The sequence below is a fragment of the Actinomycetota bacterium genome (genome assembly GCA_014360645.1).
Taxonomy (GTDB): domain Bacteria; phylum Actinomycetota; class Geothermincolia; order Geothermincolales; family RBG-13-55-18; genus Solincola_B.
Map to the genome: position 1 here is coordinate 53,258 of JACIXD010000003.1, position 25,013 is coordinate 78,270.

Consider the following 25,013-nt stretch of genomic DNA (forward strand, 5'->3'; position numbering starts at 1 on the left):
CCCCTTCCGTGGTCGCGGCGACCGGGCAGCCGCGCGGCGGGCGGCGGCGACATCGACCCGGCCGCTTTGCCCTGGCCTTTATCCGTGTGGAAAGTATAACCCCATCCCGCCGCCACGGTCACGCCTTCCATCCGGCTCCATGCCCTGACCCCCGTCGCCGCGGGCCCGCCGCTCTCCCGCCGGGAGCCCCGGCCCCGTCCCGCGACCGACCCGCACAGGAGGTCGCCCCTGCGCGCGACGCGCCGCCTGACGGGTTGTCGTGGGGAGCGTAGTGGATGATATATTACAGGAGAAGCGCAGAACGGTATCGACGGGGAGAGAAAGTGGTCTCGGAGCTGGAGCGCGCTGAGGAGAGGGCGAAGAGGCTCAGGGATGAGCTGAACTACCACAACTACCGCTATTACGTCCTGGACGACCCTGTGATCTCCGACGAGGAATACGACCGCATGATGAGGGAACTCCAGGAGCTGGAAGAGCGCTACCCGCAGCTGGTCACCCCCGATTCGCCCACCCGCAGGGTGGGGGCGCCCCCCGACCAGGCCTTCCGGCCGGTGAGGCACCGGGCCCGCATGATGAGCCTGGACAACGTCTTCGACCAGGCGGAGCTGGAGGCCTTCATCCACCGCGTGGAGGGCCAGGTGGGGGAGACCGGCTACGTATGCGAGCTGAAGATCGACGGGGCCGGCATAGCCCTCACCTACGAGGACGGCGTCTTTGTGCGCGGCGCCACCAGGGGGGACGGGGTGACCGGGGAGGACGTCACCGCCAACCTCAGGACGGTGAAGTCTCTGCCCCTGCGGCTCCTCCATGAAGACCGGGTCTCCTACCTGGAGATAAGGGGCGAGGTCTTCATGCCCAAGGAGTCCTTCGCGGAGCTTAACCGTCAGCGCGAGGAGGAGGGCCAGCCGCCCTTCGCGAACCCCCGCAACGCGGCCGCGGGATCGCTCAGGCAGCTGGACCCGCGGGTCACCGCCTCGCGCAACCTGGACCTCATCTGTTACGAGATCGGATACATAGAGGGCAGGAGTTTCCGTACCCACCGGGAGGTGCTGGAGCGGATCGCGTCGTGGGGATTCCATGTCAGCGAGCACTGGCGCCCCGCCGCCGGAGCGGGCGAGATCCTGGATTTCTGCCGGGAATGGATAGCCAGGAGAGACGAGCTCCCCTACGAGGTGGACGGCGCGGTGATCAAGGTGGACCGCCTTGACCTGCGGGAGCGGCTGGGGGCCACCAGCAAGGCGCCGCGCTGGGCGGTGGCCTACAAGTTCCCGGCCGAGGAGAAGACCACCCGCCTCCTGGACATCGAGATAAACGTGGGGCGCACCGGCGCCCTCACCCCCACCGCCGTGCTCGAGCCCGTCTTCGTGGGAGGATCGACGGTGTCCCGCGCCACCCTGCATAACGAGGACGAGATCAGGCGCAAGGGGCTGAAGATCGGGGACGTGGTCCTGGTGCACAAGGCCGGGGACGTCATCCCCGAGGTCATCAAGCCCCTGGTGGAGCTGCGGGACGGCACGGAGCGGGAGTTCGCCATGCCCGAACGCTGTCCGGCATGCGGGAGCAAGGTCTACCGTCCAGAGGGGGAGGTGGTGGCCAGGTGCCTGAACGTGGACTGCCCCGCCCGCCTCTTCGAGAGCGTGCTGCATTTCGGCTCCCGGGGAGCGATGGACATAGAAGGGTTGGGGCCCGCCACCATCAGCGAGCTCATGGAGAAGGGTTACGTGCGCACGGTGGAGGACATCTATTACCTCACCGAGGAGCAGCTCTACTCCCTCACCGGCTTCAAGGACAAATCGGTGGCCAACATGATGGAGTCCATCGCCCGCAGCAAGGAGCGGCCCCTCTCCCGCCTGCTCTTCGCCCTGGGCATCCGGCATGTCGGCGCCCACCTGGCGGAGGTCCTGGCCCGCCGTTTCCGCACCATGGACCGGCTGATGGAGGCGGACGAGGAGGAGCTGCTCTCCATCGAGGAGGTGGGGCCGGCCATCGCAGAGAGCGTGAGGGCCTTCTTCTCGGAACCCAGGAACATCCAGCTCATCCGGCGCCTCAAAGAGGCGGGAGTGAACATGGAGGAGGGAGGCCCGGAGGAGGGGCCCCGCGACCTGGAGGGGCTGACCTTCGTGCTCACCGGGGGCCTCGATTCCATGACCAGGGAGGAGGCGCGCCAGGCCATCGAGGCGCGGGGAGGCCGGGTGAGCTCCAGCGTGAGCGGGAAGACGGACTACGTGGTGGCGGGCAGGGATCCGGGGAGCAAGTACGACAGGGCGGTGCAGCTGGGGGTGAAGATCATCGGGGAGGGCGAGTTCCTGGAGATGCTCGGCCGTTGACGGGTGGCGGGCGAGGTGAGGTGCCCGTCCCCCCTGCCGGCGGCGGTGCGAGGAGGAAGAAGAAGGGAAGAAGGTCCGGGGACCGGGGAGAGGAAGGGTCCCCGCGGGATCCTGCCGGGGGTTCGCGCGATCCCGCGGCGTGTCGCAGGGGCGGGGCGACGAGGCGAGAGGAGGAGCATGATCGAGAGGAAGGACGTGGAATACGTGGCGTGGCTGGCACGCCTGGAGCTGAGCGAGGAGGAGATAGAGAGGTTCACGCGCCAGCTCGGGCAGGTGCTGGAACACGCGGAGAGGATCAAGTCCCTGGATACCGGGGAGGTCAGGCCCACCTCCCATCCCATTCCGCTCAGGAACGTGATGCGGGAGGACGAGGTGAGGCCGGGGCTCACCCAGCAGGAAGCCCTTTCCAACGCCCCGCGGGCGGAGGGGGGTTATTTCGCCGTGCCGAGGATCATCTAGCCACGGGAGGAGAGCGGTGTCGCCGTACATCCACGTCCTCTCCGCGTCGGTCATGCTGGCACTCGCCGCCTGGATCCGGCGCTCCGGCGCGGAGCGCGGCGAGCCGGCGCGATATCTGGTGGTGTGGCTGGCGTTGAGCGCGGCGGCCTCGCTGATCATGGCCGCGAGCCAGTGGGTGGAAGACGAGACCGTGAGCCTCTCCTTCGCCGCCGCGGCGCGCTCCCTGGGGCTCATGGGGGCCTTCATCGCCTTCGTCTTCACCCGCTCCTTCAGCCGCAGCCCGGACAGCTCGCTCTACTTCTGGTCGCTTCCCCTGCAGCTGGGACTGGCTTCCAACATCCTCAACTGGGAGCGCATCTACCGGCTCGAGGGCCGGACCTGGGTGCTGAGGGCGGGGGATTCCCTCGCCCTTGCGGTCGCCGTGGCGATCTGGTTCTACTATCTTCTGGCGCTGCTCTACGCCCTGCTGCTCTATTCCACCCTCAAGAAGGAGGGGAAGGAGATGGAGAGCCGGCGCACCCTGGTCATGACCCTGGGGCTGTTGTTGCTGATGGCGGCGGGTTCCCTGGGGGGCATGGTGAACGGGGTCACCGGCCATGCCGCCGTTTACGGGAGCCTGGGCTACCTCGCGGGGGTTCTGTCGCTGGTGTGGGCCTTCGGCTTTCCCCTCGCCTCCGGGGAGCCGGGACGCTGGCGTTAGCAAGGAAGGAAAGGAAAGGAAGGAAAGGAAGACGTTGGAATCACTCTACGCCATGAGGGCATGGGAATTGAGGGAGCTGCTGGAACGGCGGGAGGTCTCCGCCGCGGAGGTCCTGGACTCCGTGCTGGACCGCATCGAGGAGGTCGAGGACCGGGTGCGCTCCTATATAACCCTCACCGAGGAAGAGGCGCGCGCCGCCGCGGCGGCGGCCGACGACGCGCGTGCGAGGGGAGAGGACGCCGGAGCGGTGGGCGGGATACCCATGGCGGTGAAGGACGTGCTCTGCACGCGGGGGGTGCGCACCACCTGCGGGTCGCGCATGCTGGAGCACTACGTCCCCGTCTACGACGCCACGGTGGTGGGAAGGCTGCGCGCCCAGGGTCTCACCATGGTGGGCAAGGCCAACATGGACGAGTTCGCCATGGGCTCCTCCACCGAGAACTCCGCCTTCCACCCCACCCGCAACCCTTGGGACCTCCAGAGGGTGCCGGGCGGTTCCAGCGGGGGCTCCGCCGCGGCGGTGGCGGCGGGGGAGGCGATATGGGCACTGGGCTCCGACACCGGGGGCTCCATCCGCCAGCCGGCCTCCTTCTGCGGCCTGGTGGGGATGAAGCCCACCTACGGACTGGTGTCGCGCTACGGCCTGGTGGCCTTCGCCTCTTCCCTCGACCAGGTGGGGCCCATAACCCGCGACGTCAGGGACTGCGCTCTCCTGCTCTCGCTGCTGGCGGGACACGACCCCCTGGATTCCACCTCCCTTCCCGGCGAGATCCCGGACTACGCCGCGGCCTTGGAGGGGGGCGTGCGCGGACTCAGGGTGGGGGTGCCGCGCGAGCTCATACAGGAAGGACTGACCCCCGGCGTGAGGGAGGCGGTGGAGGGGGCGCTGCGCCTGCTGGAGGAGCTGGGGGCGGAGGTGTCGGAGGCCTCGCTGCCCAACCTCGACTACGCCCTCAGCGCCTATTACATCATCGCACCCGCCGAGGCGAGCTCCAACCTGGCGCGGTTCGACGGGGTGCGCTACGGCCTGCGCGTGGAGGGCGCCGCGGACATGATGGAGATGTACGGGCGCACCCGCGCGGCGGGCTTCGGGGCGGAGGTGAAGAGGCGTATCATGCTCGGCACCTATGCCCTCTCGGCGGGCTATTACGAGGCCTATTACGGGCAGGCCCAGAAGGTGAGGACGCTCATCATCGCCGATTTCGACGCCGCCTTCCGGAGCTTCGACGTGCTGGTCAGCCCCACTTCCCCCACCCCCGCCTTCGAGCTGGGGGAGAAGGTGGAGGACCCGCTATCCATGTACCTCTCGGACGTGTGCACCATCCCCGTGAACCTGGCGGGCATCCCGGCGGTGAACATACCCTGCGGGCTGGACGGCGGCCTGCCGGTGGGGCTGCAGATCATGGGGAGGGTGCTGGATGAGGCCACCCTGCTCCGCGTGGCCCGCGCCCTGGAGGAGGCGCTGGACTTCCGGGCGGCGCCGGATCCCGGAAGGGGGGTGGGGAGATGAGCGGCTACGAGGCGGTGATCGGGCTGGAGATACATGCCGAGCTCAAGACGCGCTCCAAGATGTTCTGTGCCTGCGACGCCTCCTTCGGGGGTGAGCCCAACACCAGGACCTGCCCGGTATGCCTGGGGCTTCCGGGGGTGCTCCCGGTCCTCAACCGCCGCGCGGTGGAGCTGGCCGTGCGCCTTGCCCTGGCCTTGCACTGCGAGATAGCCCCGTACAGCATCTTTCACCGCAAGAACTATTTCTACCCCGATATGCCCAAGAATTTCCAGATATCGCAGTACGACCTCCCGCTGGGGGTGGGCGGCTACCTGGACCTGGAGGAGGAGGGAGAGGCGTTCCGCGTGGGCATCACCCGCGTGCACCTGGAGGAGGACACGGGGAAGACCGTGCACGTGAGCGAGAGCGGGCGCATCCACGGCTCGGAGTACAGTCTGGAGGATTTCAACCGCGCCGGCGTGCCCCTGCTGGAGATCGTGACCGAGCCCGATATCCGCACACCCGAACAGGCGCGCGCCTTCATGCAGGAGCTCAAGAGCATCATGGAGCACCTCGAGGTCTCCGACTGCAGGATGGAGGAGGGGAGTCTGCGCTGCGACGCCAACGTCTCCCTGCGCCCCCTGGGCTCCTCGCGACTGGGGGTGAAGACGGAGGTCAAGAACATGAACTCCTTCCGCGCCCTGCAGCGCGCCCTGGCCTACGAGATCCGGCGCCAGCAGGAGGTGCTGGAGGGGGGAGGAGAGGTGGTCCAGGAGACGCGGCACTGGGACGCCGACGCCAACGTCACCACCCCCCTGCGCACCAAGGAATACGCCTACGATTACCGCTACTTCCCGGAGCCGGACCTGGTCCCCCTGGAGCTGGACCGCGCCTTCATCGCCTCCGTGGAGGAAGCGCTCCCGGAGCTGCCGGCGCAGAGGAGGAGGCGCTTGCGCGAGGAATACGGACTGCCCGCCCACGACGCGGCTATCCTCACCTCCTCCAAGGCCATGGGCGACTTCTATGAGGCGGCGGTGGCCGCGGGAGCCGATCCCAAAGCGGTCAGCAACTGGATGATGGGTGAGCTCTCGGCTTACCTCAACGCCAAGGGGATGGAGATCGGCGAGGTTCCCGTGACCCCCGCCCAGCTCGCGGCGATGATCAAGCTGGTGGAAAAGGGCACCATATCGGGCAAGATCGCCAAGTCCGTGTTCGAGGAGATGCTGGAGAGCGGAAGGGACGCGGAGGAGATCGTGGCGGAACGCGGCCTCACCCAGATCAGCGACCAGGGTGAGCTGGAGGCGGTGGTGGAGGAGGTGGTCAAAGAAAACCCCGGCGTGGTCGAGGATTTTCGCAAGGGGAAGGAGAAGGCGGTGTCCTTCCTGGTCGGCCAGGTGATGCGCAAGACCCGGGGAAGGGCCAACCCGCAACTGGTGAACGAGCTCCTGCAGCGCAGGCTGCGGGAGGGGAGCTGATCTCCCCGGCGGGCGTCAGGGGCACGGGCCCCTGTTCGCACGCCGTGGAGGTCCGAGGCCGCGGCATGTCGGCTGCCGCGTGAAGCTTGGAGGGAAAGCCGACATACCGATGGGTTTCGTCGGATGAGAGGAGAAAGCGATGGATGAGAGCGGCGGAGGATACTGTCCGCGCTGCGGGAAGACGGTGAAGGAAGGCGCCTCCTTCTGCACCGGCTGCGGGGAGCCCCTGGGGACCCAGGGCGGTCCGCCGGGCGCGCAGTCCGGGGGAGCCGCCGGCGAGACGGGCGGGGGCGCGGAACAGGTCACGGGCGGGGCGGCGGCCCCGGTCCCGCCCCCGGGACCGCAGGCGTCACCCCCGGGAGAGCCCCCTTATCCCGCGCCGGGGATCCCGTCTTACGGGGGCGAGATGCCCCCGGCGGCGCTTCCGAGGAAGAGCAGGCTCCCCCTGGTGTTGGGGATACTGGGTGGGATCCTGGTGTTGGGGGGCGTCGCCGTGCTGGTGCTCTGGCTGACCCTGTGGAGGGGCGGCGCGGGAGGGACCGGTGACCCCATAGCGTTGGCGGAGAAGTTCATCTCGGCCATGGAGAAGGGCGATGCCGACGCCTACCTGGACTGCTTCGACCCCGAGTCCCTGTCCATGGAGGACAACCCCTTCATTGATGCCATGGGCATGGATATGAAAAAGCTGGTGGAGATGACCTTCTCGATGTCCGAGATCAGCTTCAAGGGCGTGCAGCTGGAGAAGAAGTCCGAGAGAGGGGACCGGGCCGAGGTGGTGACCACGGCGGGGACGCTCACCCTCTCGGTCATGGGCTTCGAGGAGGAGTACGACCTCGCGGAGGAGCCCCTGAGATTCAAGATGGTGAAGAAAAGCGGGCGCTGGTACCTGACGGAGGACCCCATGCCCGGTTCCGTGGGGCCGGAGATGGACCTCGAGGACCTGGAGGACATGGATTTCGAGGACCTGGACCTCGAGGACCTGGAGGAGTTCCTCCCCGAGGACCTGGACCTCGAGGAGCTGGAGAACATGAGCCCGGACGAGCTCCTGGAGTTCCTCGAGGAGCTGGAGCGCTTGATGGAAGATCTACCCAGCGAGTAAACGAGCACCCGGCTCTTCCTCGCGTACGGGTACCCCCGCCGCCGCGGGAAGAGGCGCGTGAGCGCCGGGCGGGACAAAGCGGCGGCGTACCGCGGCCGGAGAGGCACGGGAGAAGCGGGCCGCCGGTATGCGCGGATCGGGCGGCGCCGGAAAGGCGGGAGAAAAACAAGACGGGGGCGGCGCGCCCCCGTTCATCTTCCCTGCGGCGGCGAGGAAGCTATTCCGAGACCAGCTTCTCGTAGGCGGCGGCGTCGAGCAGCTCGTCCACGCCGGAGTCCTCGGCCAGCTCCACCTTGACCATCCAGCCCTGCTCGTAGCAGTCCTCGTTGATGATCTCCGGCGCCTCCACCACTTCCTGGTTGGTCTCGATGATGGTGCCGTTTACCGGGCTGTAGACGTCGGACACCGACTTGACCGACTCGATCTCGGCATAGGGCTTGCCCGCCGTCACCTCGGTGCCCACGGGAGGCAGCTCGAGGAACACGATCTCTCCCAGCTGGTCCTGGGCGTAGTAGGTGATGCCCAGGGTGGCGGTATTGTCCTCGATCCTTGCCCAGCAGTGCTCCGGATGGTACTTGAGGTCCTCAGGATACATCGGCTTCACCTCCAGGTAGTCCCGATATGACTATGCCATGATATCGCAACCCGTATCCTCGCGCCACACCCGTCACTTGCGGGCGGGAGCGGCGTGGATGGCGCGGTCGTGAGCCGCCTCGGCCGCCTCCATTACCGCCTCCGCCAGGCTGGGATGCGCGTGTATGGTCTTCCCGATCTGGTCTGCGGTGACGCCGACCTGGATGGCCAGGGCGATCTCGTGGATGAGGTCCGAGGCATGGGCGCTCATGATCTGGCACCCGATGACCTTATCGCTCTTGGCGTCCACCACCAGCTGCACGAAACCCTGGCCCTTGCCCATGGCCAGCGCCTTGCCCAGGCCGCCGAACATGAAGCGCCCGATGCGCGTCTCGATGCCCTTTTCCTCCGCCTTGGCGGGGGTGAGGCCGACGCTGGCGATCTCCGGCTCGGTGAAGATGCACGCTGGGACGACGTTGTAGTCCATGGTAGAGGACAGGCCCATGGCGTTCTCCGCCGCGCAGATGCCCTCGAAGGAGGCCACGTGGGCGAGGAGAATACCTCCCACCACGTCCCCTATGGCGTAGATGCCGGGCACGCTGGTCTCCATGCGCTCGTTGACCACGATCTCGCCGCGCTGGCCGAGCTCCACGCCGATCTCCTCCAAGCCCAGTCCCCTGGAATTGAGGGAGCGGCCGATGGACACCAGGAGTTTCTCCGCCTCCAGGACCTCGCCGTTGGAGAGCCTGGCCTTGACCCCGTCGGGGCGGTATTCAACCATCTCCTCGATGGTGGTCTCGGTGAGGATCTCGATGCCCTTCTTGTTGAGGATGCGCTTCATCTGCTGGGCCACGCGCTCGTCCTCGGTGGGGAGGATGCGGGGCATGAGCTCCACCATGGTCACCTTGGTGCCCAGGGCGTTGTAGATGGTGGCGAACTCCGATCCCACCACCCCGCTTCCCACGATGATCATGGACTTGGGGATCTCGGTGAGCTCCAGGCCCTCCGTGGAGGTGAGGATGGCCGGCTGGTCGAAGTCGAAGGTGGGCAGCCGCGCCGGCTCGGATCCGGTGGCGATGATCACCTTTTCCGTCTCGATCTCCAGCTCTCCCTCCTCGCCCCGTACCTTCACCAGGTTCGGCGATGCCAGGCTGGCCGTCCCCTTGACCACCTCCACCTTGTTGGCCTTGAGGAGCTGGGCGATGCCGTTGCGCAGCTGGGCGCTTATCTTCTCCTTGCGCTCCACCATGGCCTTCAGGTCGGGCACCGGCTCGGACACCTTGATGCCGTATTCGCCCGCCTCCTTGATGGTCTCCAAGGCCTCGGCGCAGGCGAGCAGCGCCTTGGTGGGAATACACCCCCAGTTGAGGCAGGTGCCGCCGAGGAGGTTCTTCTCCACCAGCACCACCCCGTCGCCGAGCTGGGCCGCGCGGATGGCCGCCACGTAGCCGCCTGGCCCGGCGCCGATGACCACCAGCTTCGCCTTTTTCGTCTCTGCTGCCATGTCTTCCTCCTTCGAAAAGAGCCTCGCGTGCGATGGGGTCGCCGCCGCGGCGGCGCTAAAGGTCCCGGCATATTTTATCATCATCGGGGGGAAAGGGCGCGCTGCTGCTAGGGGATGGCGCCGCGCTGCGGCAGTGGGGGAGGCAATGCTCGGCGTGACTCCAGGTGGAGGGGCGGATACCGAAAGGGGAGCGGACGCGGGCTTCGAGGCCCCGTGCCCTGACGGGGTCGCGGGTCCGCGGGGTGCTCCGGGACGCTTTGCGAAAACCTGCCGCGTATTGAATAATGGTAGCCGAATCCCGGTGGAGGGCGGTTTGGCCGACGCGGGCGTTGCCGGGTACAGGTGACGGAGAGGAGTGAAGCGAGGAGGAGAGAGCGCCGATGGGAAAGACCATGGCGGAGAAGATATTCGCCGCCCACTGCGGCAGGGAGGTCACGGCGGGCGAGCTGGTGGTGGCGGAGGTGGATTTCATGATGGGGCAAGACGGCACCTCGCCCCTGGCCATCCAGGCCTTCCGCGAGTTGGGGGGGGAGCGGGTGAAGGATCCCTCCAGGGTGGCCCTGGTGATCGACCACAGCGCCCCCAGTCCCCTGGAGGGGGTCTCCAACCTCCATGCCATGATGCGCGGCTTCGCCGTGGAACAGGGGGTGGGCCTCTACGACGTGGGATGGGGCGTGTGCCACTGCCTGCTGCCGGAACAGGGGCACGTGGCGCCGGGGGACATCGTCATCGGGGCCGATTCCCACACCACCACCTACGGGGCCATCAACGCCTTCTCCACCGGGGTCGGCTCCACCGACCTCGCGGCGGCCATGCTCACCGGCAAGCTGTGGTTCAAGGTGCCGGAGACCTTGCGCCTGGAGCTGCGGGGGAGGCTGCAGGAAGGCGTGTATTCCAAGGACGTAGCCCTCTTCCTGGCGGGCGAGCTCACCGCCGACGGCGCCACCTACATGGCGGTGGAATACGGGGGTGAGGTCATCTCCTCCCTCAGCGTGGATGCGCGCTTCACCATCTCCAACATGGCGGTAGAGATGGGGGCCAAGGCCGGCCTCATGGAGGCGGACGACAAGACCCTGGCCTGGCTGCGGGGGCGGGTGACGCGTCCCTTCCGCCCCGTGTCCCCCGACCCCGACGCCTCCTACCGCGAGGTGAGGGAGTTCGACCTCGGTGACCTCGTCCCCCTGGTGGCGGAGCCCCACCGCGTGGACGCCGTGCGCGCGGTGGAGGAGGTGGAGGGGACCCCCGTCCAGGAGGCGGTCATCGGCACCTGCACCAACGGGCGCCTGGAGGACCTGGAGGAGGCGGCGCGCATCCTGGCGGGCCGCAGGGTGAGCCCCGAGGTGCGCCTCATCGTGGCCCCCGCCTCGCGCCAAGTGTTCATGGAGGCCATGGAGAGGGGCGTGGTGCGGGCGCTGCTGGAGGCGGGGGCGGCCTTCGTCACTCCCGGCTGCGGGCCCTGCGTGGGCACCCACAACGGCGTCCCAGCCGACGGCGAGACGGTGATCTCCACCGCCAATCGCAACTTCAAGGGGCGCATGGGGAACGCCAACGCCTTCATCTATCTGGCGAGCCCGGCCACGGTGGCGGCCAGCGCGGTGGCGGGCAAGATCACCGACCCCCGGCGCATGCTGTAAGGTCGATCAAGGAGCGGTGAGATGAGCAGAAGTATGGTTCTCAGGGGAAGGGCGCACGTCTTCGGCGACGACGTCAACACCGACTACATCATCTCCGGCAAGTACAAGTTCAAGACCCTGGACATGGACGAGCTGGCCTGCCACTGCATGGAGGACCTCGACCCCGGGTTCGCCTCCCGGGTGGAGCCGGGGGACTTCATCGTGGCGGGGGCCAACTTCGGCTGCGGCTCCTCGCGCGAGCAGGCGCCCCTGGTGATCAAGCATGCCGGGGTGGGGGCGGTGCTGGCCCGTTCCTTCGCCCGCATCTTCTTCCGCAACGCCGTGAACAAAGGCCTGCCGGTGGTGGAATGCGACACCGCGGGGATCCGGGACGGGGACGAGCTGGAGGTGGACCTGGCCGCGGGGAGGGTTGTAAATATTACCAGGGGAACGGAGACGGAGATGGTGCCCCTGCCCCCGGTGATGATGGACATCCTCTCGGAGGGTGGGCTTACGGAATACCTTAAGAACCACGGAGGTTTCGAGCTATGAGGCGCGTGACGCTGATACCGGGGGACGGGATCGGTCCGGAGATCGTGGAGGCCTGCTGCCGCATCATCGAGGCGGCGGGGGTGAAGATCGAGTGGGAGGTGCAGAAGGCGGGAGCGAAGGTCATGGAGGAATACGGGACCCCCCTTCCCACCCACGTTCTGGACTCCATCCGCGCCAACGGGGTGGCCATGAAAGGCCCCATCACCACCCCGGTGGGATCCGGGTTCCGCAGCATCAACGTCGCCCTGCGCAAGGAGCTCGATCTCTACGCGAACCTGCGCCCGGCGAAGAGCATGGAGGGAGTGCGCTCCCCGTATCGGGATATCGACCTGGTGGTGGTGCGTGAGAACACCGAGGACCTCTACGCCGGCATCGAGCGCAGGGTGGACGAGGACACCGCCGAGAGCGTGAAGCTCATCACCCGCGGGGCCTCGGAACGCATCTGCCGCTTCGCCTTCGAGTACGCGCGCCGGGAGGGGAGGCGCAAGGTGACCGCGGTGCACAAGGCCAACATCCTCAAGTTCACCGACGGCCTCTTCCTGGAGGTGGCGCGCCAGGTGGCCTCGGAATATCCGGACATCGAGTTCGAGGACCGCATCGTGGACAACATGGCCATGCAGCTGGTGCAGAAGCCCCACATCTACGACGTGCTGGTGCTCCCCAACCTCTACGGGGACATCATCTCCGACCTCTGCGCCGGTCTGGTGGGCGGCCTGGGGGTGGCGCCCAGCGCCAACATCGGCGACGACATCCAGGTCTTCGAGCCCGTGCACGGCAGCGCCCCCAAGTACACGGGGATGAACAAGGTCAACCCCACCGCCCAGATCCTCACCGGGGTGCTCATGCTCCACCACCTGGGGGAGGAGGAGGCGGCGCGGCGCATCTACGAGGCCACCGCGGCGGTGATCGCGGAGGGGAAGACGGTCACCTATGACCTGGGAGGCGACGCCGGCACCTCGGAGATGGCCGACGCCATCATCGCCCGCCTCTGAGGGGCGGCTGAAGGCCCTCGCACGACCGCCGCGGAGGCGGCGCGGGGAGGTCCTGACGCGCCGGCATCGCGAAAGGGCCGCCCGACCGGCAGGGGCGGTGAGGGCGCACAGAGGCCGCTGGATAAGGAGGACGTTCCCGGCGCGAGGCGGACATCGATTTTTTTCACTGCGATCGGAATGCGTCGGTGGAGGCCGGGAAAACGCATCCCGGTCCAGGGGATCCTTTAAGGAATATCGCACGTTCCATGCCGTCGGCGGTATTCGCGTGGACGCCAAGAGAGGCATGCATCGCCTTCCTTCCTCGCGCGTACAGCGGCCAAACAGGTGGCCGGACGCGCCGGGGCCGGATTCCAAGGCTCGAATCGGGATGCAGACCGCGCTCTCCCTGCCCGGCGGCTTGACGCCGATAGTTATTATCTAAATAATACGGTCTATAACCGCGGCAGGGCGTTTCGCGCCGCTCTTACCATCGGGAGGGAAATAATGGAACTTGTCAGCGAGGTTGCGAAGAAGGGCGTTCACCGCGCTCCCCACCGCTCCCTGCTCAAGGCCCTGGGTTATACCGACCGCGAGATAGAGCAGCCGTGGGTGGGGGTGGCCTGCGCCCACAACGAGGTGATACCGGGGCATACGCACCTGCAGCAGGTGGCGGAGGCGGTGAAGGCGGGCGTGCGCATGGCCGGCGGCACCCCTATGCAGTTCGGGATCATCGGCATCTGCGACGGCATCGCCATGGGGCACGCAGGGATGTGCTATTCCCTGCCCTCGCGGGAGAACATCGCCGATTCCGTGGAGCTCATGGCGAGGGCCCACGCCTTCGACGCCCTGGTGCTCGTCACCAACTGCGACAAGATCGACCCCGGGGTGCTCATGGCCGCGGCGCGCCTCAACCTCCCCGCGGTGGTGGTCAGCGGCGGCCCCATGATGGCGGGGCGACACCGCGGGCGGGACGTGGACTTCATCACCGTCATGGAGGCTCAGGGAGCGGTGGAGGCGGGGCGCATGACCCCGGAGGAACTGGCGGAGCTGGAGGAATGTGCCTGCCCGGGCTGCGGGAGTTGCGCCGGCCTCTTCACCGCCAATTCCATGAACTGCCTCACCGAGGCCATCGGCATGGGATTGCCAGGCAACGGCACCATACCGGCGGTCCACGCCCAGCGCCTGCGCCTCGCCAAGCAGGCGGGGATGGCGGTGATGGAGATGCTGCGCAAGGGGCGCAGGCCGCGCGACATCATCACCCCCGCCTCGCTGCGCAACGCCCTGGCGGTGGATATGGCCATCGGCGGCTCGACCAACACCGTCCTCCACCTCCTGGCCATCGCCTACGAGGCGGGGATTGAGCTGAGCCTGGACACCATCCAGGAGGTCTGCGACGCCACCCCCAACCTGGCGCGCATCAGCCCGGCGGGGGAGGGGCGGCATCACCTGCAGGACCTGCACGAGGCGGGGGGCATCCCGGCGGTGATGGGAGAGCTTTCCAGGAAAGGCCTGGTGGATCCCGAGGTGCCCTGCGTGGCCGCGGACCGCATCGGGGACGTCTTCGAGGGCAAGGCCACCCTCGTGCCCGAGGTCCTCAGGCCCGTGGACGACCCCTACATGCCCACCGGCGGTCTGGCCATACTCCGCGGCAACCTGGCGCCCGAGGGGGCGGTGGTCAAGCAGTCGGCGGTTCCCGAGAACCTCCTCCACCACCGCGGTCCCGCGCGGGTCTTCGACCGCGAGGAGGACGCGGTGGAGGCCATGCTGGCGGGGCGCATACGCGAGGGTGACGTAATCGTGGTGCGTTACGAAGGGCCTCGGGGGGGCCCGGGCATGCGCGAGATGCTCAATCCCACCGCGACTCTGGCGGGCATGGGGCTCGCCGACAGGGTGGCGCTCCTCACCGACGGACGCTTCTCCGGAGGGTCGCGGGGGGCGGCGGTGGGCCATATCTCGCCGGAAGCGGCGCAGGGAGGGCCCATCGCCCTGGTGGAGGAGGGGGACGTGATAGAGCTGGACATAAGGGCAAGGCGCATCTCGCTGCAGGTGGACGACGCCGAGATCCGGCGCAGGGAGGCGGCATGGAGGCCTCCCGCCCCCAGGGTGGAGGGTGGGGTGCTCGCGGATTACGCCCGCAGGGTCTCCAGCGCCAGCCGGGGCGCGGTGAGGCTGCGCGAGTAGGTACCGGAAAGAACGGGAAAGGCGGGATGGCGTGAAGCTTACGGGAGCGAAGGCGCTGGTGAAGAGCCTCGAGGCCGAGGGAGTGGAGATCATCTTCGGCATCCCCGGAGGGGTGCTACTCCCCGTCTTCGACGAGCTCTATCGCAGCAGGATACGCAAGGTGCTCACCCGTCACGAGCAGGGTGCGGCCCACGCCGCGGACGGCTACGCCCGCGCCACCGGGAGGGTGGGGGTGTGCATGGCCACCTCGGGGCCCGGCGCCACCAACCTGGTAACGGGCATTGCCACCGCCTTCATGGACTCCGTGCCCCTGGTGGCCATCACCGGGCAGGTGGCCACGAACCTCATCGGCACCGACGCCTTTCAGGAGGCCGATACCACCGGCATCACCATGCCCATCGTCAAGCACAATTACCTGGTGAAGAACCCGGCGGACATCCCCGACGTGGTGCAGGAGGCCTTCTATATCGCCTCCACGGGGAGGCCCGGGCCGGTGGTCATCGACGTGCCCGTGGACGTCTCCCGGGGCGAGCTCACCTACCACCGCCGCGAGCATCCCGTGCTGCGCGGCTACCGTCCGACCTACAAGGGTCACAAGAAGCAGATCAGGCTGGCTGCCCAGGCCATCCTGCGCGCCCGCAACCCCGTCATCTATGCCGGGGGAGGGGTGATAACCTCCAACGCCACCGCGGAGCTCAAGAAGCTCGCGGTGGACAACGGCATCTTCGTCACCCACACCCTAATGGGCAAGGGCGCTTTCCCCGAGGACCACAAGCTCTCCCTGGGCATGCTGGGCATGCACGGCACGCGCTGCGCCAACTACGCCATGTGCGAGACGGACCTCATCGTGGCGGTGGGCGCCCGTTTCGACGACCGCATCACCGGCAAACTCTCGGAGTTCGCCCCCAAGGCCACGGTGGTGCACGTCGACATCGACCCCGCGGAGATAAGCAAGAACGTCTATGCCCACATCCCCATCGTGGGGGACGCGAGGCAGATCCTGCGCGAGCTCAACGCGGCCATCAAGGAGATGAAGGCCGAGATGGAGAGGCCGGACCGCGGGGAGTGGAACCGGCTCATCTCCGAGTGGAAGGAGAAGTACCCCCTCACCTACGACCGGAGCGGCGGCCTCAAGCCGCAGTTCGTGGTGGAGAAGATCCACGAGGTGACGCGGGGAGAGGCCATCATCTGCACCGAGGTGGGGCAGAACCAGATGTGGGCCGCCCAGTTCTATCCCGTGCGGAAGCCGCGCCGTTTCATAACCTCGGGCGGGCTGGGGACCATGGGCTTCGGGTTTCCCGCCGCCATCGGGGCCCAGCTCGGCAGGCCCGGGGAGCTGGTCATAGACATCGCGGGAGACGGAAGCTTCCAGATGACCCTGCAGGAGATGGCCACGGCGGTGTTGGAGGGCGCCCCGGTGAAGGTGGCCATCCTCAACAACGGCTACCTGGGCATGGTGCGGCAGTGGCAGCAGCTCTTCTACGGCCGCACCTATTCCTGCTCCTGCCTGGAGAGGGAGCGCGACTGTCCCGATTTCGTGGCTCTGGCGGAGGCATACGGCGCCAAGGGCCTGCGCGTCAGGGAGCCCGAGGAGGTCGAGCCCGCCCTGCTGGAGGCCCTGGAGGCCGATTGCCCGGTGGTCATCGACTTCCGCGTGGAGCCCGAGGAGAACGTCTATCCCATGGTGGCGCCCGGCGCCCCCCTCTACGACATGATCGGGGACATGCTCTATCCGGTGGAGAAGGTCCACCCGGAGAAGGCCGAGGAGCCCTTCCTCTAAAGGGGTGATGGGGATGAAGCACACGCTTTCCGTGCTGGTGGAGAACAAGCCCGGGGTGCTGGCCAGGGTGGCGGAGCTCTTCGCGCGCCGCGGCTTCAACATCGAGAGCCTGGCGGTGGGGACCACCGAGAAACCCGACATATCCCGCATGACCATCGTGGTGGACGTGGCCGAGCACTCCCTGGAGCAGGTGCGCAAGCAGCTCCACAAGCTCATCAACGTCATCGAGATCGTGGACCTCGACCCCGAGGCCTCGGTGGCCAGGGAGATGGTGATGGTCAAGGTTAGGGCGGACACCTCCAACCGCTCCGAGATCATCGAGATCACGGACATCTTCCGCGGCAACATCGTGGACGTCTCGCGCGAGAGCATCATCGTGGAGGTGACCGGCAACGCCTCCAAGCTCAGCGCCTTCGAGGACCTGGTCAAGCCCTACGGCATCAAGGAGCTGGTGAGGACGGGCAAGGTGGCGCTGCCGCGCGGCAGGTAGGGTCGCGGGAAGCCGGGGCGGGTCCCGGGGGGACGGCCTCCGGCCGCGGTGGCGCCGGCGCGAGGCTCGGGCATCACTTGCGTGTAAAGGCACGGTCGGTGGTCGTGGGCAGCACGGGCCCCACGCTTCCGTGCCGGGAGGGGGCCGCCGAGAGGAGGGTACATCGGGACATGCCGGCGCCGCCGTGAATTCGCCCATGAAGGAGGCGCACACGGCCGGGACAAGCGGACGGGATACAGGCCATCGAGCTCAGGCGACAGGAGGTTGGAGATGACGGAGATCTATTACGATAAGGACGCCGACCTTTCCCTCCTGGAGGGAAGAAAGGTGGCGGTCATCGGCTTCGGCAGCCAGGGGCACGCCCACGCCCTCAACCTCAAGGACTCCGGCGTCGACGTGGTGGTGGGCTTGCGCGAGAACAGTCCCTCGCGGGAGAAGGCGCGGGAGGCCGGCCTGGAGGTGGCGGGGGTGGCCGAGGCGGCCGAGGCTGGCGACATCGTGATGATCCTCGTCCCCGACCAGGACCACCGCCGCATCTACATGGAGAGCATCCAGCCGGGGCTGAAGGAGGGGAACGCCCTTTTCTTCGCCCACGGCTTCAACATCCATTACCACCAGGTCATCCCGCCTCGCGACGTCGACGTGGTGATGGTGGCTCCCAAGGGTCCGGGACACATGGTTCGCCGCATGTACGAGCAGGGGAGCGGCGTTCCCTCCCTGGTGGCGGTGCACCAGGACTATACCGGGCGCGCCCTGGACATCGGACTGGCATACGCCAAGGGCCTGGGGGCCACCCGCGCGGGGGTGATAAGGACCACCTTCGAGGAGGAGACGGAGACCGACCTCTTCGGGGAGCAGTGCGTGCTCTGCGGCGGGGTCTCCGAGCTCATCCGCGCCGGTTTCGACACCCTTGTGGAGGCGGGATACCAGCCGGAGATCGCCTACTTCGAGTGCCTGCACGAGCTGAAGCTCATCGTGGACCTCATCTACGAGGGCGGCATCTCCTACATGCGCTATTCCATAAGCGACACGGCGGAATACGGCGACCTCACGCGGGGCAGGCGGATCATCACCGAGGAGACGCGCGCGGAGATGCGGCGCATCCTGGAGGAGATCGTGAGCGGCGAGTTCGCCCGCGAGTGGATCCTGGAGAACCAGGCGGGGAGGCCGGTCTATCATGCCCTGCGCCGACGCGACGCCGGGCACCTCATCGAGCGCGTGGGCAAGGATCTGCGCTCCATGATGAGCTGGTTGAAATAATAGACATGGTGGATCCCGGCGTTTAGGCCAGTGCCCCCTTCGAGGCAGGGCGGAAAAAGACCGCCCGCCTCGCATGAACGGCGCGGGATATTCTGCTATTATTAGAGGACATGACCCTTTCCAGGGCGAAAGCTCCTTCGGAGGGGCTCCGCCCCGGGAGTGTTTGCGCCAGCAACAATCGCAAGATCGCCGTGGGTGTAGGTTACCCTGAAAACCGGGTGAAGGCGGAAAGGCAGATGACAGGAGGACGGAGATGATACGCAAGGAATACCTCATGACCCCGGGGCCGACGCCCATCCCCCACCAGGTGAGCCTGGCGCAGGCGGAGCCCATCATCCACCACCGCACGCCCGCCTACACCGAGCTCTTCGTGCGCATGGTGGAGGGGTTGAAGAGGGTCCTGCTCACGGAAAACGACCTGCTCACCTTCGCGGCCTCAGGGACGGGGGCCATGGAGGGAGCGGTCTCCAACTGCTTCAGCCCCGGCGACCGCGTCCTGGTGGCCGCGGGAGGCAAGTTCGGGCAGCGCTTCGCGGAGATCGCCAGGGTCTACAAGCTCCAGGTGGAGCTCTATGAGTACCCCTGGGACGAGGCGGCGGATCCCGAGGTCATCGCCCGCTACCTCAGGGAGAAGCCGGACATCAAAGGCGTTTTCGTCACCCACAGCGAGACCTCCACCGGGGTGGTCAACGACGTCGCCGCCATCGGGGAGCTGGTCAGGGAGAAGCCCGCCATCCTGGTGGTCGATTCCATCAGCGGCGCGGGAGCCCTGGAGCTGCGCACTGACGACTGGGGGATCGACGTGCTGGTCACCGGTTCCCAGAAGGCCCTCATGACCCCGCCGGGACTGGCCGCCGCCGCGGTGAGCCCCAAGGCGTGGGAGCTCATCGAGGCCGCGGACTCACCGGCGTACTATTTCTGCTTCAAGAAGGCCCGGAAGAAATACAACTCGGACAATCCGGAGACGCCCTATACCCCGGCCATCAGCCTGGTGAAGGCCATGTCCGAAGCGGTGGAACTGCTGCTGACGGAGGGCTTGGAGGCGGCCTGGGAACGCCACCGCGTGCTGGCGGAATGCTGCCGGGCGGCGGTCAGGGCCATGGGGCTGGAGCTCTTCCCCAGGGTGCTGGACCGGGCCTACGCGGTCACCGCGGTGAAGGCGCCGGAGGGGATAGGCGGCGGGGACATCGTCAGGCACATGAACCGCGTGCACGGCGTGATCATCGCCGGCGGGCAGGACCGGCTGAAGGGAAAGATCTTCCGAATCGGCCACGTCGGATACTATAACTTCTTCGACATGGTCATAGCGCTCTCCGCCCTGGAGCTCACCCTCGCGGAGCTGGGCCATCCCCTGGAGCTGGGGGCGGGGCTGGCGGCGGCGGAGAAGGCCTACGCGGAGGCGCTGCGGAGTTGAACCCGGCATGGTGCGCCGAGGCGGTCCATAGGCGTTGATGGAGGCACGGTGAGAGGAAGGAGGGCTGAGAGTTGGCACGTGTCCTGGTGAAGGAGAAGATCGCGGAGAGCGGCCTGCAGCTGCTCAGGAAGGACTTCGAGGTGGACTACCTCCCGGACATGTCCCGCGAGGAGCTCCTCGGACGCATCGGAGACTACGAGGCCCTCATCGTGCGCAGCGCCACCCGGGTGGACGCCGAGCTGATCCAGGCCGCGGAGCGCATGAAGGTCATCGGCCGCGCCGGCGTGGGCGTGGACAACATCGACGTGGAGGCGGCGACCAAGAAGGGGATCATGGTCATCAACGCCCCCCAGAGCAACATCATCTCCGCCGCGGAGCAGACCATGGCCCTGCTCATGGCCATGTGCCGCAACATCCCCGAGGCGGTCAATTCCCTGCGCGGTAAGTGCTGGGAGCGCTCCAGGTTCGAGGGCGTGGAGCTCTACCACAAGGTGATGGGGATCGTGGGGCTGGGGCGCATCGGCACCCTGGTGGCCCAGCGCTGCCTGGCCTTCGGCATGCGCGTGGCGGCCTTCGACCCCTATATCTCGGAGGAAAAGGCGAGGAAGCTGGGGGTGGAGCTGGTGTCCACCCTGGACGAACTCCTCGCCCAGGCCGATTTCATCAGCGTGCACCTGCCCAAGACCAAGGATACCTACCATCTCCTGGGAGAGGAGGAGTTCGCGAAGATGAAGGACGGGGTGCGGGTGCTCAACGTCGCCCGGGGCGGGATCATCGACGAGGACGCCCTGCTGGCGGCGCTCGACTCCGGCAAGGTGGCGGGGGCGGCCTTGGACGTCTTCGAGAACGAGCCGGCCACGGAATGCCCGCTCATCGAGCACCCCAGGGTCATCGCCACGCCCCATATCGGGGCCTCCACCCAGGAGGCGCAGGACCGCGCGGGGGTGATGATCGCCGAGTTCGTGAGCGCCGCCCTCAAGGGGGAGTTCGTGGCCAACGTGGTAAACCTGCCCGTGCCCGCGGAGGTGGACGAGACGGTGCGCCTCTACCTCCCCCTGGCGGAGAAGCTCGGCCTTCTCCTCACCCACCTGGTGGAGGGGCACGTGGACGAGATAGAGCTCGAGTACCTGGGCGGGCTGGCGGGGCACGAGACCGGCGTGCTCACGGTGGCGGCGCTCAAGGGGTTCTTCCAGAAGATCGTCTTCGAGCCAGTGAACTACATCAACGCGCCCCTCTTCGCCAAGGAGCGCGGCATCGCGGTACGGGAGACGAAGTCCGAACAGACCAGGGATTACGTAAACCTGGTGATGGTGCGGGGCCGGCGCGACGGAGAGGAGGTGGCCGTGGGTGGCACCCTGGTAGGCCTCTCCAACGCCGAGCGCTTCGTGCACGTCTACGAATACGACATCGACCTGGGGCCATCGCAGTACATGGCCTTTTTCCGCTATGATGATGTCCCGGGGATGATCGGCAAGATCGGGACCATCCTCGGGGACCACGGCATCAACATCGCCCACATGCAGGTGGGAAGGCGTAAGATAGGCGGAGAGGCGGTGATGGGCATCAACGTGGACATCCCCATACCCGACGAGGTCATGGAGGAGATCCGGGCGGTGCCGAGGGTCAAGGACGGCAGGTTCATCGTGTTGTGGTGAGCGTACGGGGGAGGACTCGGAGATGACGAGGAGGATATATATTTTCGACACCACGCTGCGGGACGGCGAGCAGGCCCCGGGCATCAGCCTCAACCAGAGGGAGAAGGTGGAGATCGCGGAGCAGCTCGCCCGCCTGGAGGTGGATGTCATCGAGGCCGGCTTCCCCGTCTCCAGCCCCTCCGATTTCGAGGCGGTGAAGGCCGTGGCCAAGACGGTCAAGGGACCGGTGATCTGCGCCCTCGCGCGCACCGACCGCAACGACATCGACTGGGCCTGGGAGGCGCTGATGTACGCGGAGAGGCCCCTCATCCACACCTTCCTCTCCACCTCCGAGTACCACATGAAATACCAGCTCAAGAAGACGCCCCGGCAGGTGCTGGAGATGGCGCGGGAGGCGGTGGCCTACGCTCGCAAGTACGTGGACAACGTGGAGTTCTCGGCCATGGACGCCACGCGCTCCGACCCCGCCTTCCTCCACCAGGTCTACGCCGCGGCCATCAAGGCGGGGGCCACGGTGATCAACATCCCGGATACCGTGGGCTATGCGCTGCCGGACGAGTTCGCGGAGCTGGTCAGGGGGGTCATGGAGAACGTGCCCGGCATCGAGGACGTGATCGTGAGCGTGCACTGCCACAACGACCTCGGCCTGGCGGTGGCCAACTCCATCGCCGCCGCCAAGGCGGGGGCGAGCCAGATCGAGGTGGCCGTGAACGGCCTTGGTGAGCGCGCCGGGAACGCCTCCCTGGAGGAGGTGGTGATGATCATCAACACCCGCCGCGACGCCACGGACATGACCACGGGCGTGAAAACGCGCGAGATCTACCAGACCTCGCGCCTGGTGTCCATGCTCACCGGCTACAACGTGCAGCCCAACAAGGCGGTGGTGGGGGAGAACGCCTTCGCCCACGAGTCGGGCATCCACCAGGACGGGGTGCTCAAGCACCGCCAGACCTACGAGATCATGAGCCCCGAGGACGTGGGGCTGGTGGAGTCGGAGATCTACCTGGGGAAGCATTCCGGGCGGCATGCCCTCAAGGCCAAGCTGGAGGAGATGGGGTTCTACCTCGACGACAAGGGCTTGGAGCGCGCCTTCATACGCTTCAAGGAACTGGCGAGCAAGAAAAAGGAGATCTCGGTAAAGGACATCGAGGCCATCGCCCTGGACGAGATCCGCACCTTGGAGGAGCTCTTCCAGCTAGACTACATGCAGTCCTCCTCGGGCACGGGCGCCATCCCCATAGCCGCGGTGAAGCTCTCCCGCGAGGGGAAGAGCTACGAGGCCACCTCCACCGGCGACGGGCAGGTGGACGCGGTGTGCAAGGCCATCCTCAAGGCCACCAAGGTGAAGGCCAAGCTCAAGGCCTACCAGGTTCAGGCCATAACCAAGGGCCTGGACGCCATGGGCGACGTGACCATCAAGCTGGACGTGGAGGGACACGAGGTGGTGGGGCGGGGGGTGAGCCCGGACATCATCGAGGCCAGCGCCCGCGCCTACATCAACGCCATCAACCGCGCGGTACAGAAGGGCCTGCTGGAGAAGAAGAAGCTCGCCCTCAAGGCGAGGTCCTCGGGCGCGGCGAAAAAGACCCCGGCCAAGCAGGCGGCCGCGAAAAAGGCCGCCAAAAAGGCCGCGAAGTCCGGCAAGGCCTGATCCTGCCGCAGGGTGAGATCCCATGGGAATGACCATCACCGAGAAGATACTCGCGTCCCACTGCGGACGCGACGAGGTACGGCCGGGAGAGCTCATCAACGCCCGCGTCGACCTGGCGCTGGCCAACGACATCACCGCTCCCCTGGCCATCCAGGCCTTCCGTGAGATGGGCGCGGAGCGGGTGTTCGACCCCGCGCGGGTGGTGCTGGTCCCCGACCACTTCGCTCCCGCCCGCGACATCGCGGCGGCGGAGAACTGCGCCATGATGCGCGAGTTCGCACGCCGGCAGGGGCTGGAGAACTACTACGAGGTGGGCAGGGTGGGCATCGAGCACGTCCTCCTTCCCGAGGAGGGCCTGGTGCTGCCGGGCGACCTGGTGGTGGGAGCCGACTCCCATACCTGCACCTACGGGGCCCTGGGAGCATTTTCCACGGGCATGGGGTCCACGGACCTGGCCATGGCCATGGCCCTGGGGGAGGTCTGGCTGCGCGTCCCCGAGAGCATGCTGCTGGAATACGAAGGGGAGCTCAAGCCCTGGGTGTGCGGGAAGGACCTCATCCTGCATACCATAGGCGCCATCGGGGTGGACGGGGCGCGCTACCGCGCCATGGAGTTCCGCGGCCCCGCCGTAGACGCCCTCTCCGTGGAGGGCAGGCTGACCATGGCCAACATGGCGGTGGAGGCGGGGGCCAAGAACGGCATCTTCCACGTGGACGCCAAGACCCGGGCCTGGCTGGAGCGCAGAGCGCGGCGGGAGTACATGGTCTTCCAGAGCGACCCCGACGCCTCCTACGCGGAGAGGATCCGCTTCGACGTGAGCGGCCTGGAGCCCCAGGTGGCGCTGCCGCACCTCCCCTCCAACGTGAAGCCGGTGTCCGAGGTGGGGGAGATCGCGGTGGACCAGGTGGTCATCGGATCCTGCACCAACGGCTGGCTGGAGGACATGGAGACGGCGGCGAGGATACTGGAGGGCAGGGAGGTGCATCCCCACGTGCGTTGCATCATCTTCCCCGGCACCCCCCGCATCAAGCGGGAGATGATCCGCAGGGGGTGGATGGACATCTTCCTGGCCGCGGGCGCGGTGGTGAGCACCCCCACCTGCGGGCCGTGCCTCGGCGGACACATGGGGGTGATCGCGGCGGGAGAGAGGGCGGTGTCCACCACCAACCGCAACTTCGTGGGCCGCATGGGTCACAAGGAGGGTGAGGTATACCTGGCCGGCCCCGCGGTGGCCGCGGCCTCGGCGGTGACGGGGAGGATAACCGATCCCGGGGAGGTGGCGGGAAGATGAGCGTGGCGGTGCTGGAGGGAAAGGCCTGGCGCTACGGGCGTGACGTGGACACCGACGTCATCATCCCCGCCCGCTACCTCACGGCCACCGACGAGCGCGAGCTGGGAGCGCACTGCCTGGAGGACCTGGACCCGGACTTCGCCGCGAAGGTCGAGAGAGGGGACATCATCGTGGCGGAGGAGAACTTCGGCTCGGGCTCATCGCGGGAGCACGCGCCGCTGGCCATCAAGGGGTGCGGGGTGTCCTGCGTCATCGCCTCCTCCTTCGCGCGCATCTTCTACCGTAACGCCATCAACGTGGGCCTGCCCATCCTCGAGTGCCCCGAGGCGGTGGAGGGCACCAAGACCGGCGACCGCCTACGGGTGGACCTGGAGAAGGGCACCATAGAGAACCTGAGCACCGGAAAGTCTTACCGAGCACAGCCCTTTCCCGACTTCATGCGGGAGATCATCGCCCTCGGCGGCCTGGTGGGATACGTGAGAAACCGCCTGGGGCGGGGTGAGGGCCGGTAGGGGAAGACGGGAGACGA

General features: G+C 67.3%; 20 protein-coding genes. 18 read left to right on the forward strand and 2 right to left on the reverse strand.

All coding sequences use genetic code 11. From position 1 onward, the window contains the following. The first annotated feature begins 275 nt into the window (after nucleotides 1-275). The 6 genes from ligA (at nucleotide 276) to H5T74_03275 (ending at nucleotide 7,549) form a co-directional block, all read left to right on the forward strand. On the forward strand, nucleotides 276-2,327 hold the full coding sequence (ligA, locus tag H5T74_03250) for an NAD-dependent DNA ligase LigA (protein ID MBC7229395.1): 2,052 nt from the start codon (nucleotides 276-278) through the stop codon (nucleotides 2,325-2,327). Between the two features lie 177 nt (nucleotides 2,328-2,504). Beyond that, on the forward strand, nucleotides 2,505-2,786 hold the full coding sequence (gene gatC, locus H5T74_03255; protein MBC7229396.1) for an Asp-tRNA(Asn)/Glu-tRNA(Gln) amidotransferase subunit GatC: 282 nt from the start codon (nucleotides 2,505-2,507) through the stop codon (nucleotides 2,784-2,786). Nucleotides 2,787-2,802: 16 nt separating this feature from the next. Continuing rightward, the gene (locus tag H5T74_03260) at nucleotides 2,803-3,486 is read left to right on the forward strand and encodes a hypothetical protein (GenBank protein MBC7229397.1); all 684 of its coding nucleotides are present in this window, start codon (nucleotides 2,803-2,805) and stop codon (nucleotides 3,484-3,486) included. Nucleotides 3,487-3,538: 52 nt separating this feature from the next. Next, nucleotides 3,539-4,996, forward strand: coding sequence for an Asp-tRNA(Asn)/Glu-tRNA(Gln) amidotransferase subunit GatA (gene gatA, locus H5T74_03265; protein MBC7229398.1), 1,458 nt, complete (start codon nucleotides 3,539-3,541; stop codon nucleotides 4,994-4,996). Then, a complete protein-coding gene (gatB, locus tag H5T74_03270) occupies nucleotides 4,993-6,450 on the forward strand; it encodes an Asp-tRNA(Asn)/Glu-tRNA(Gln) amidotransferase subunit GatB (protein MBC7229399.1) in 1,458 nt (485 codons plus the stop codon). The genes gatA and gatB overlap by 4 nt, the downstream gene beginning before the upstream one ends. A gap of 139 nt (nucleotides 6,451-6,589) precedes the next feature. Further along, entirely contained in the window at nucleotides 6,590-7,549 is a 960-nt protein-coding gene (locus H5T74_03275; GenBank protein ID MBC7229400.1) for a zinc ribbon domain-containing protein, read from the forward strand. 217 nt (nucleotides 7,550-7,766) lie between these two features. On the opposite strand, the gene gcvH is transcribed toward H5T74_03275, so the two are convergent. Both gcvH and lpdA read right to left on the reverse strand, forming a co-directional pair. After that, the gene (gcvH, locus tag H5T74_03280; protein MBC7229401.1) at nucleotides 7,767-8,144 is read right to left on the reverse strand and encodes a glycine cleavage system protein GcvH; all 378 of its coding nucleotides are present in this window, start codon (nucleotides 8,142-8,144) and stop codon (nucleotides 7,767-7,769) included. Between the two features lie 72 nt (nucleotides 8,145-8,216). Next, nucleotides 8,217-9,626 (reverse strand): dihydrolipoyl dehydrogenase, encoded by a 1,410-nt coding sequence (gene lpdA / locus H5T74_03285; protein ID MBC7229402.1) that lies wholly within the window; start codon nucleotides 9,624-9,626, stop codon nucleotides 8,217-8,219. A 380-nt stretch (nucleotides 9,627-10,006) separates the two neighbouring features. Between lpdA and H5T74_03290 the strand changes: the two genes are divergently transcribed. The 12 genes from H5T74_03290 to H5T74_03345 all read left to right on the forward strand — a co-directional run bounded on the left by H5T74_03290 (nucleotide 10,007) and on the right by H5T74_03345 (nucleotide 24,996). Next, complete coding sequence (locus H5T74_03290; GenBank protein ID MBC7229403.1) at nucleotides 10,007-11,260, forward strand: 3-isopropylmalate dehydratase large subunit; 1,254 nt, start codon at nucleotides 10,007-10,009, stop codon at nucleotides 11,258-11,260. A 33-nt stretch (nucleotides 11,261-11,293) separates the two neighbouring features. Beyond that, on the forward strand, nucleotides 11,294-11,791 hold the full coding sequence (locus tag H5T74_03295) for a 3-isopropylmalate dehydratase small subunit (GenBank protein MBC7229404.1): 498 nt from the start codon (nucleotides 11,294-11,296) through the stop codon (nucleotides 11,789-11,791). Continuing rightward, nucleotides 11,788-12,783 carry an isocitrate/isopropylmalate dehydrogenase family protein gene (locus tag H5T74_03300; protein ID MBC7229405.1) on the forward strand — a complete coding sequence of 332 codons (996 nt, stop codon included), beginning with the start codon at nucleotides 11,788-11,790 and terminating at the stop codon, nucleotides 12,781-12,783. The genes H5T74_03295 and H5T74_03300 overlap by 4 nt, the downstream gene beginning before the upstream one ends. Before the next feature lie 483 nt (nucleotides 12,784-13,266). Beyond that, nucleotides 13,267-14,943, forward strand: coding sequence for a dihydroxy-acid dehydratase (gene ilvD, locus H5T74_03305; protein MBC7229406.1), 1,677 nt, complete (start codon nucleotides 13,267-13,269; stop codon nucleotides 14,941-14,943). Nucleotides 14,944-14,974: 31 nt separating this feature from the next. Continuing rightward, complete coding sequence (gene ilvB, locus H5T74_03310) at nucleotides 14,975-16,723, forward strand: biosynthetic-type acetolactate synthase large subunit (protein ID MBC7229407.1); 1,749 nt, start codon at nucleotides 14,975-14,977, stop codon at nucleotides 16,721-16,723. 7 nt (nucleotides 16,724-16,730) lie between these two features. Next, nucleotides 16,731-17,213: an acetolactate synthase small subunit gene (gene ilvN / locus H5T74_03315; protein ID MBC7229408.1), complete on the forward strand. Its 483-nt coding sequence runs from the start codon at nucleotides 16,731-16,733 to the stop codon at nucleotides 17,211-17,213. A 270-nt stretch (nucleotides 17,214-17,483) separates the two neighbouring features. Continuing rightward, entirely contained in the window at nucleotides 17,484-18,473 is a 990-nt protein-coding gene (gene ilvC / locus H5T74_03320) for a ketol-acid reductoisomerase (GenBank protein MBC7229409.1), read from the forward strand. 253 nt (nucleotides 18,474-18,726) lie between these two features. Next, entirely contained in the window at nucleotides 18,727-19,887 is a 1,161-nt protein-coding gene (locus H5T74_03325; GenBank protein ID MBC7229410.1) for an alanine--glyoxylate aminotransferase family protein, read from the forward strand. Between the two features lie 71 nt (nucleotides 19,888-19,958). Beyond that, on the forward strand, nucleotides 19,959-21,542 hold the full coding sequence (locus H5T74_03330) for a phosphoglycerate dehydrogenase (protein ID MBC7229411.1): 1,584 nt from the start codon (nucleotides 19,959-19,961) through the stop codon (nucleotides 21,540-21,542). A gap of 22 nt (nucleotides 21,543-21,564) precedes the next feature. Continuing rightward, nucleotides 21,565-23,193 carry a 2-isopropylmalate synthase gene (locus H5T74_03335; protein ID MBC7229412.1) on the forward strand — a complete coding sequence of 543 codons (1,629 nt, stop codon included), beginning with the start codon at nucleotides 21,565-21,567 and terminating at the stop codon, nucleotides 23,191-23,193. Nucleotides 23,194-23,215: 22 nt separating this feature from the next. Next, the gene (gene leuC, locus H5T74_03340) at nucleotides 23,216-24,484 is read left to right on the forward strand and encodes a 3-isopropylmalate dehydratase large subunit (GenBank protein MBC7229413.1); all 1,269 of its coding nucleotides are present in this window, start codon (nucleotides 23,216-23,218) and stop codon (nucleotides 24,482-24,484) included. After that, nucleotides 24,481-24,996, forward strand: coding sequence for a 3-isopropylmalate dehydratase small subunit (locus H5T74_03345; GenBank protein MBC7229414.1), 516 nt, complete (start codon nucleotides 24,481-24,483; stop codon nucleotides 24,994-24,996). The genes leuC and H5T74_03345 overlap by 4 nt, the downstream gene beginning before the upstream one ends. Nucleotides 24,997-25,013 lie beyond the last annotated feature (17 nt).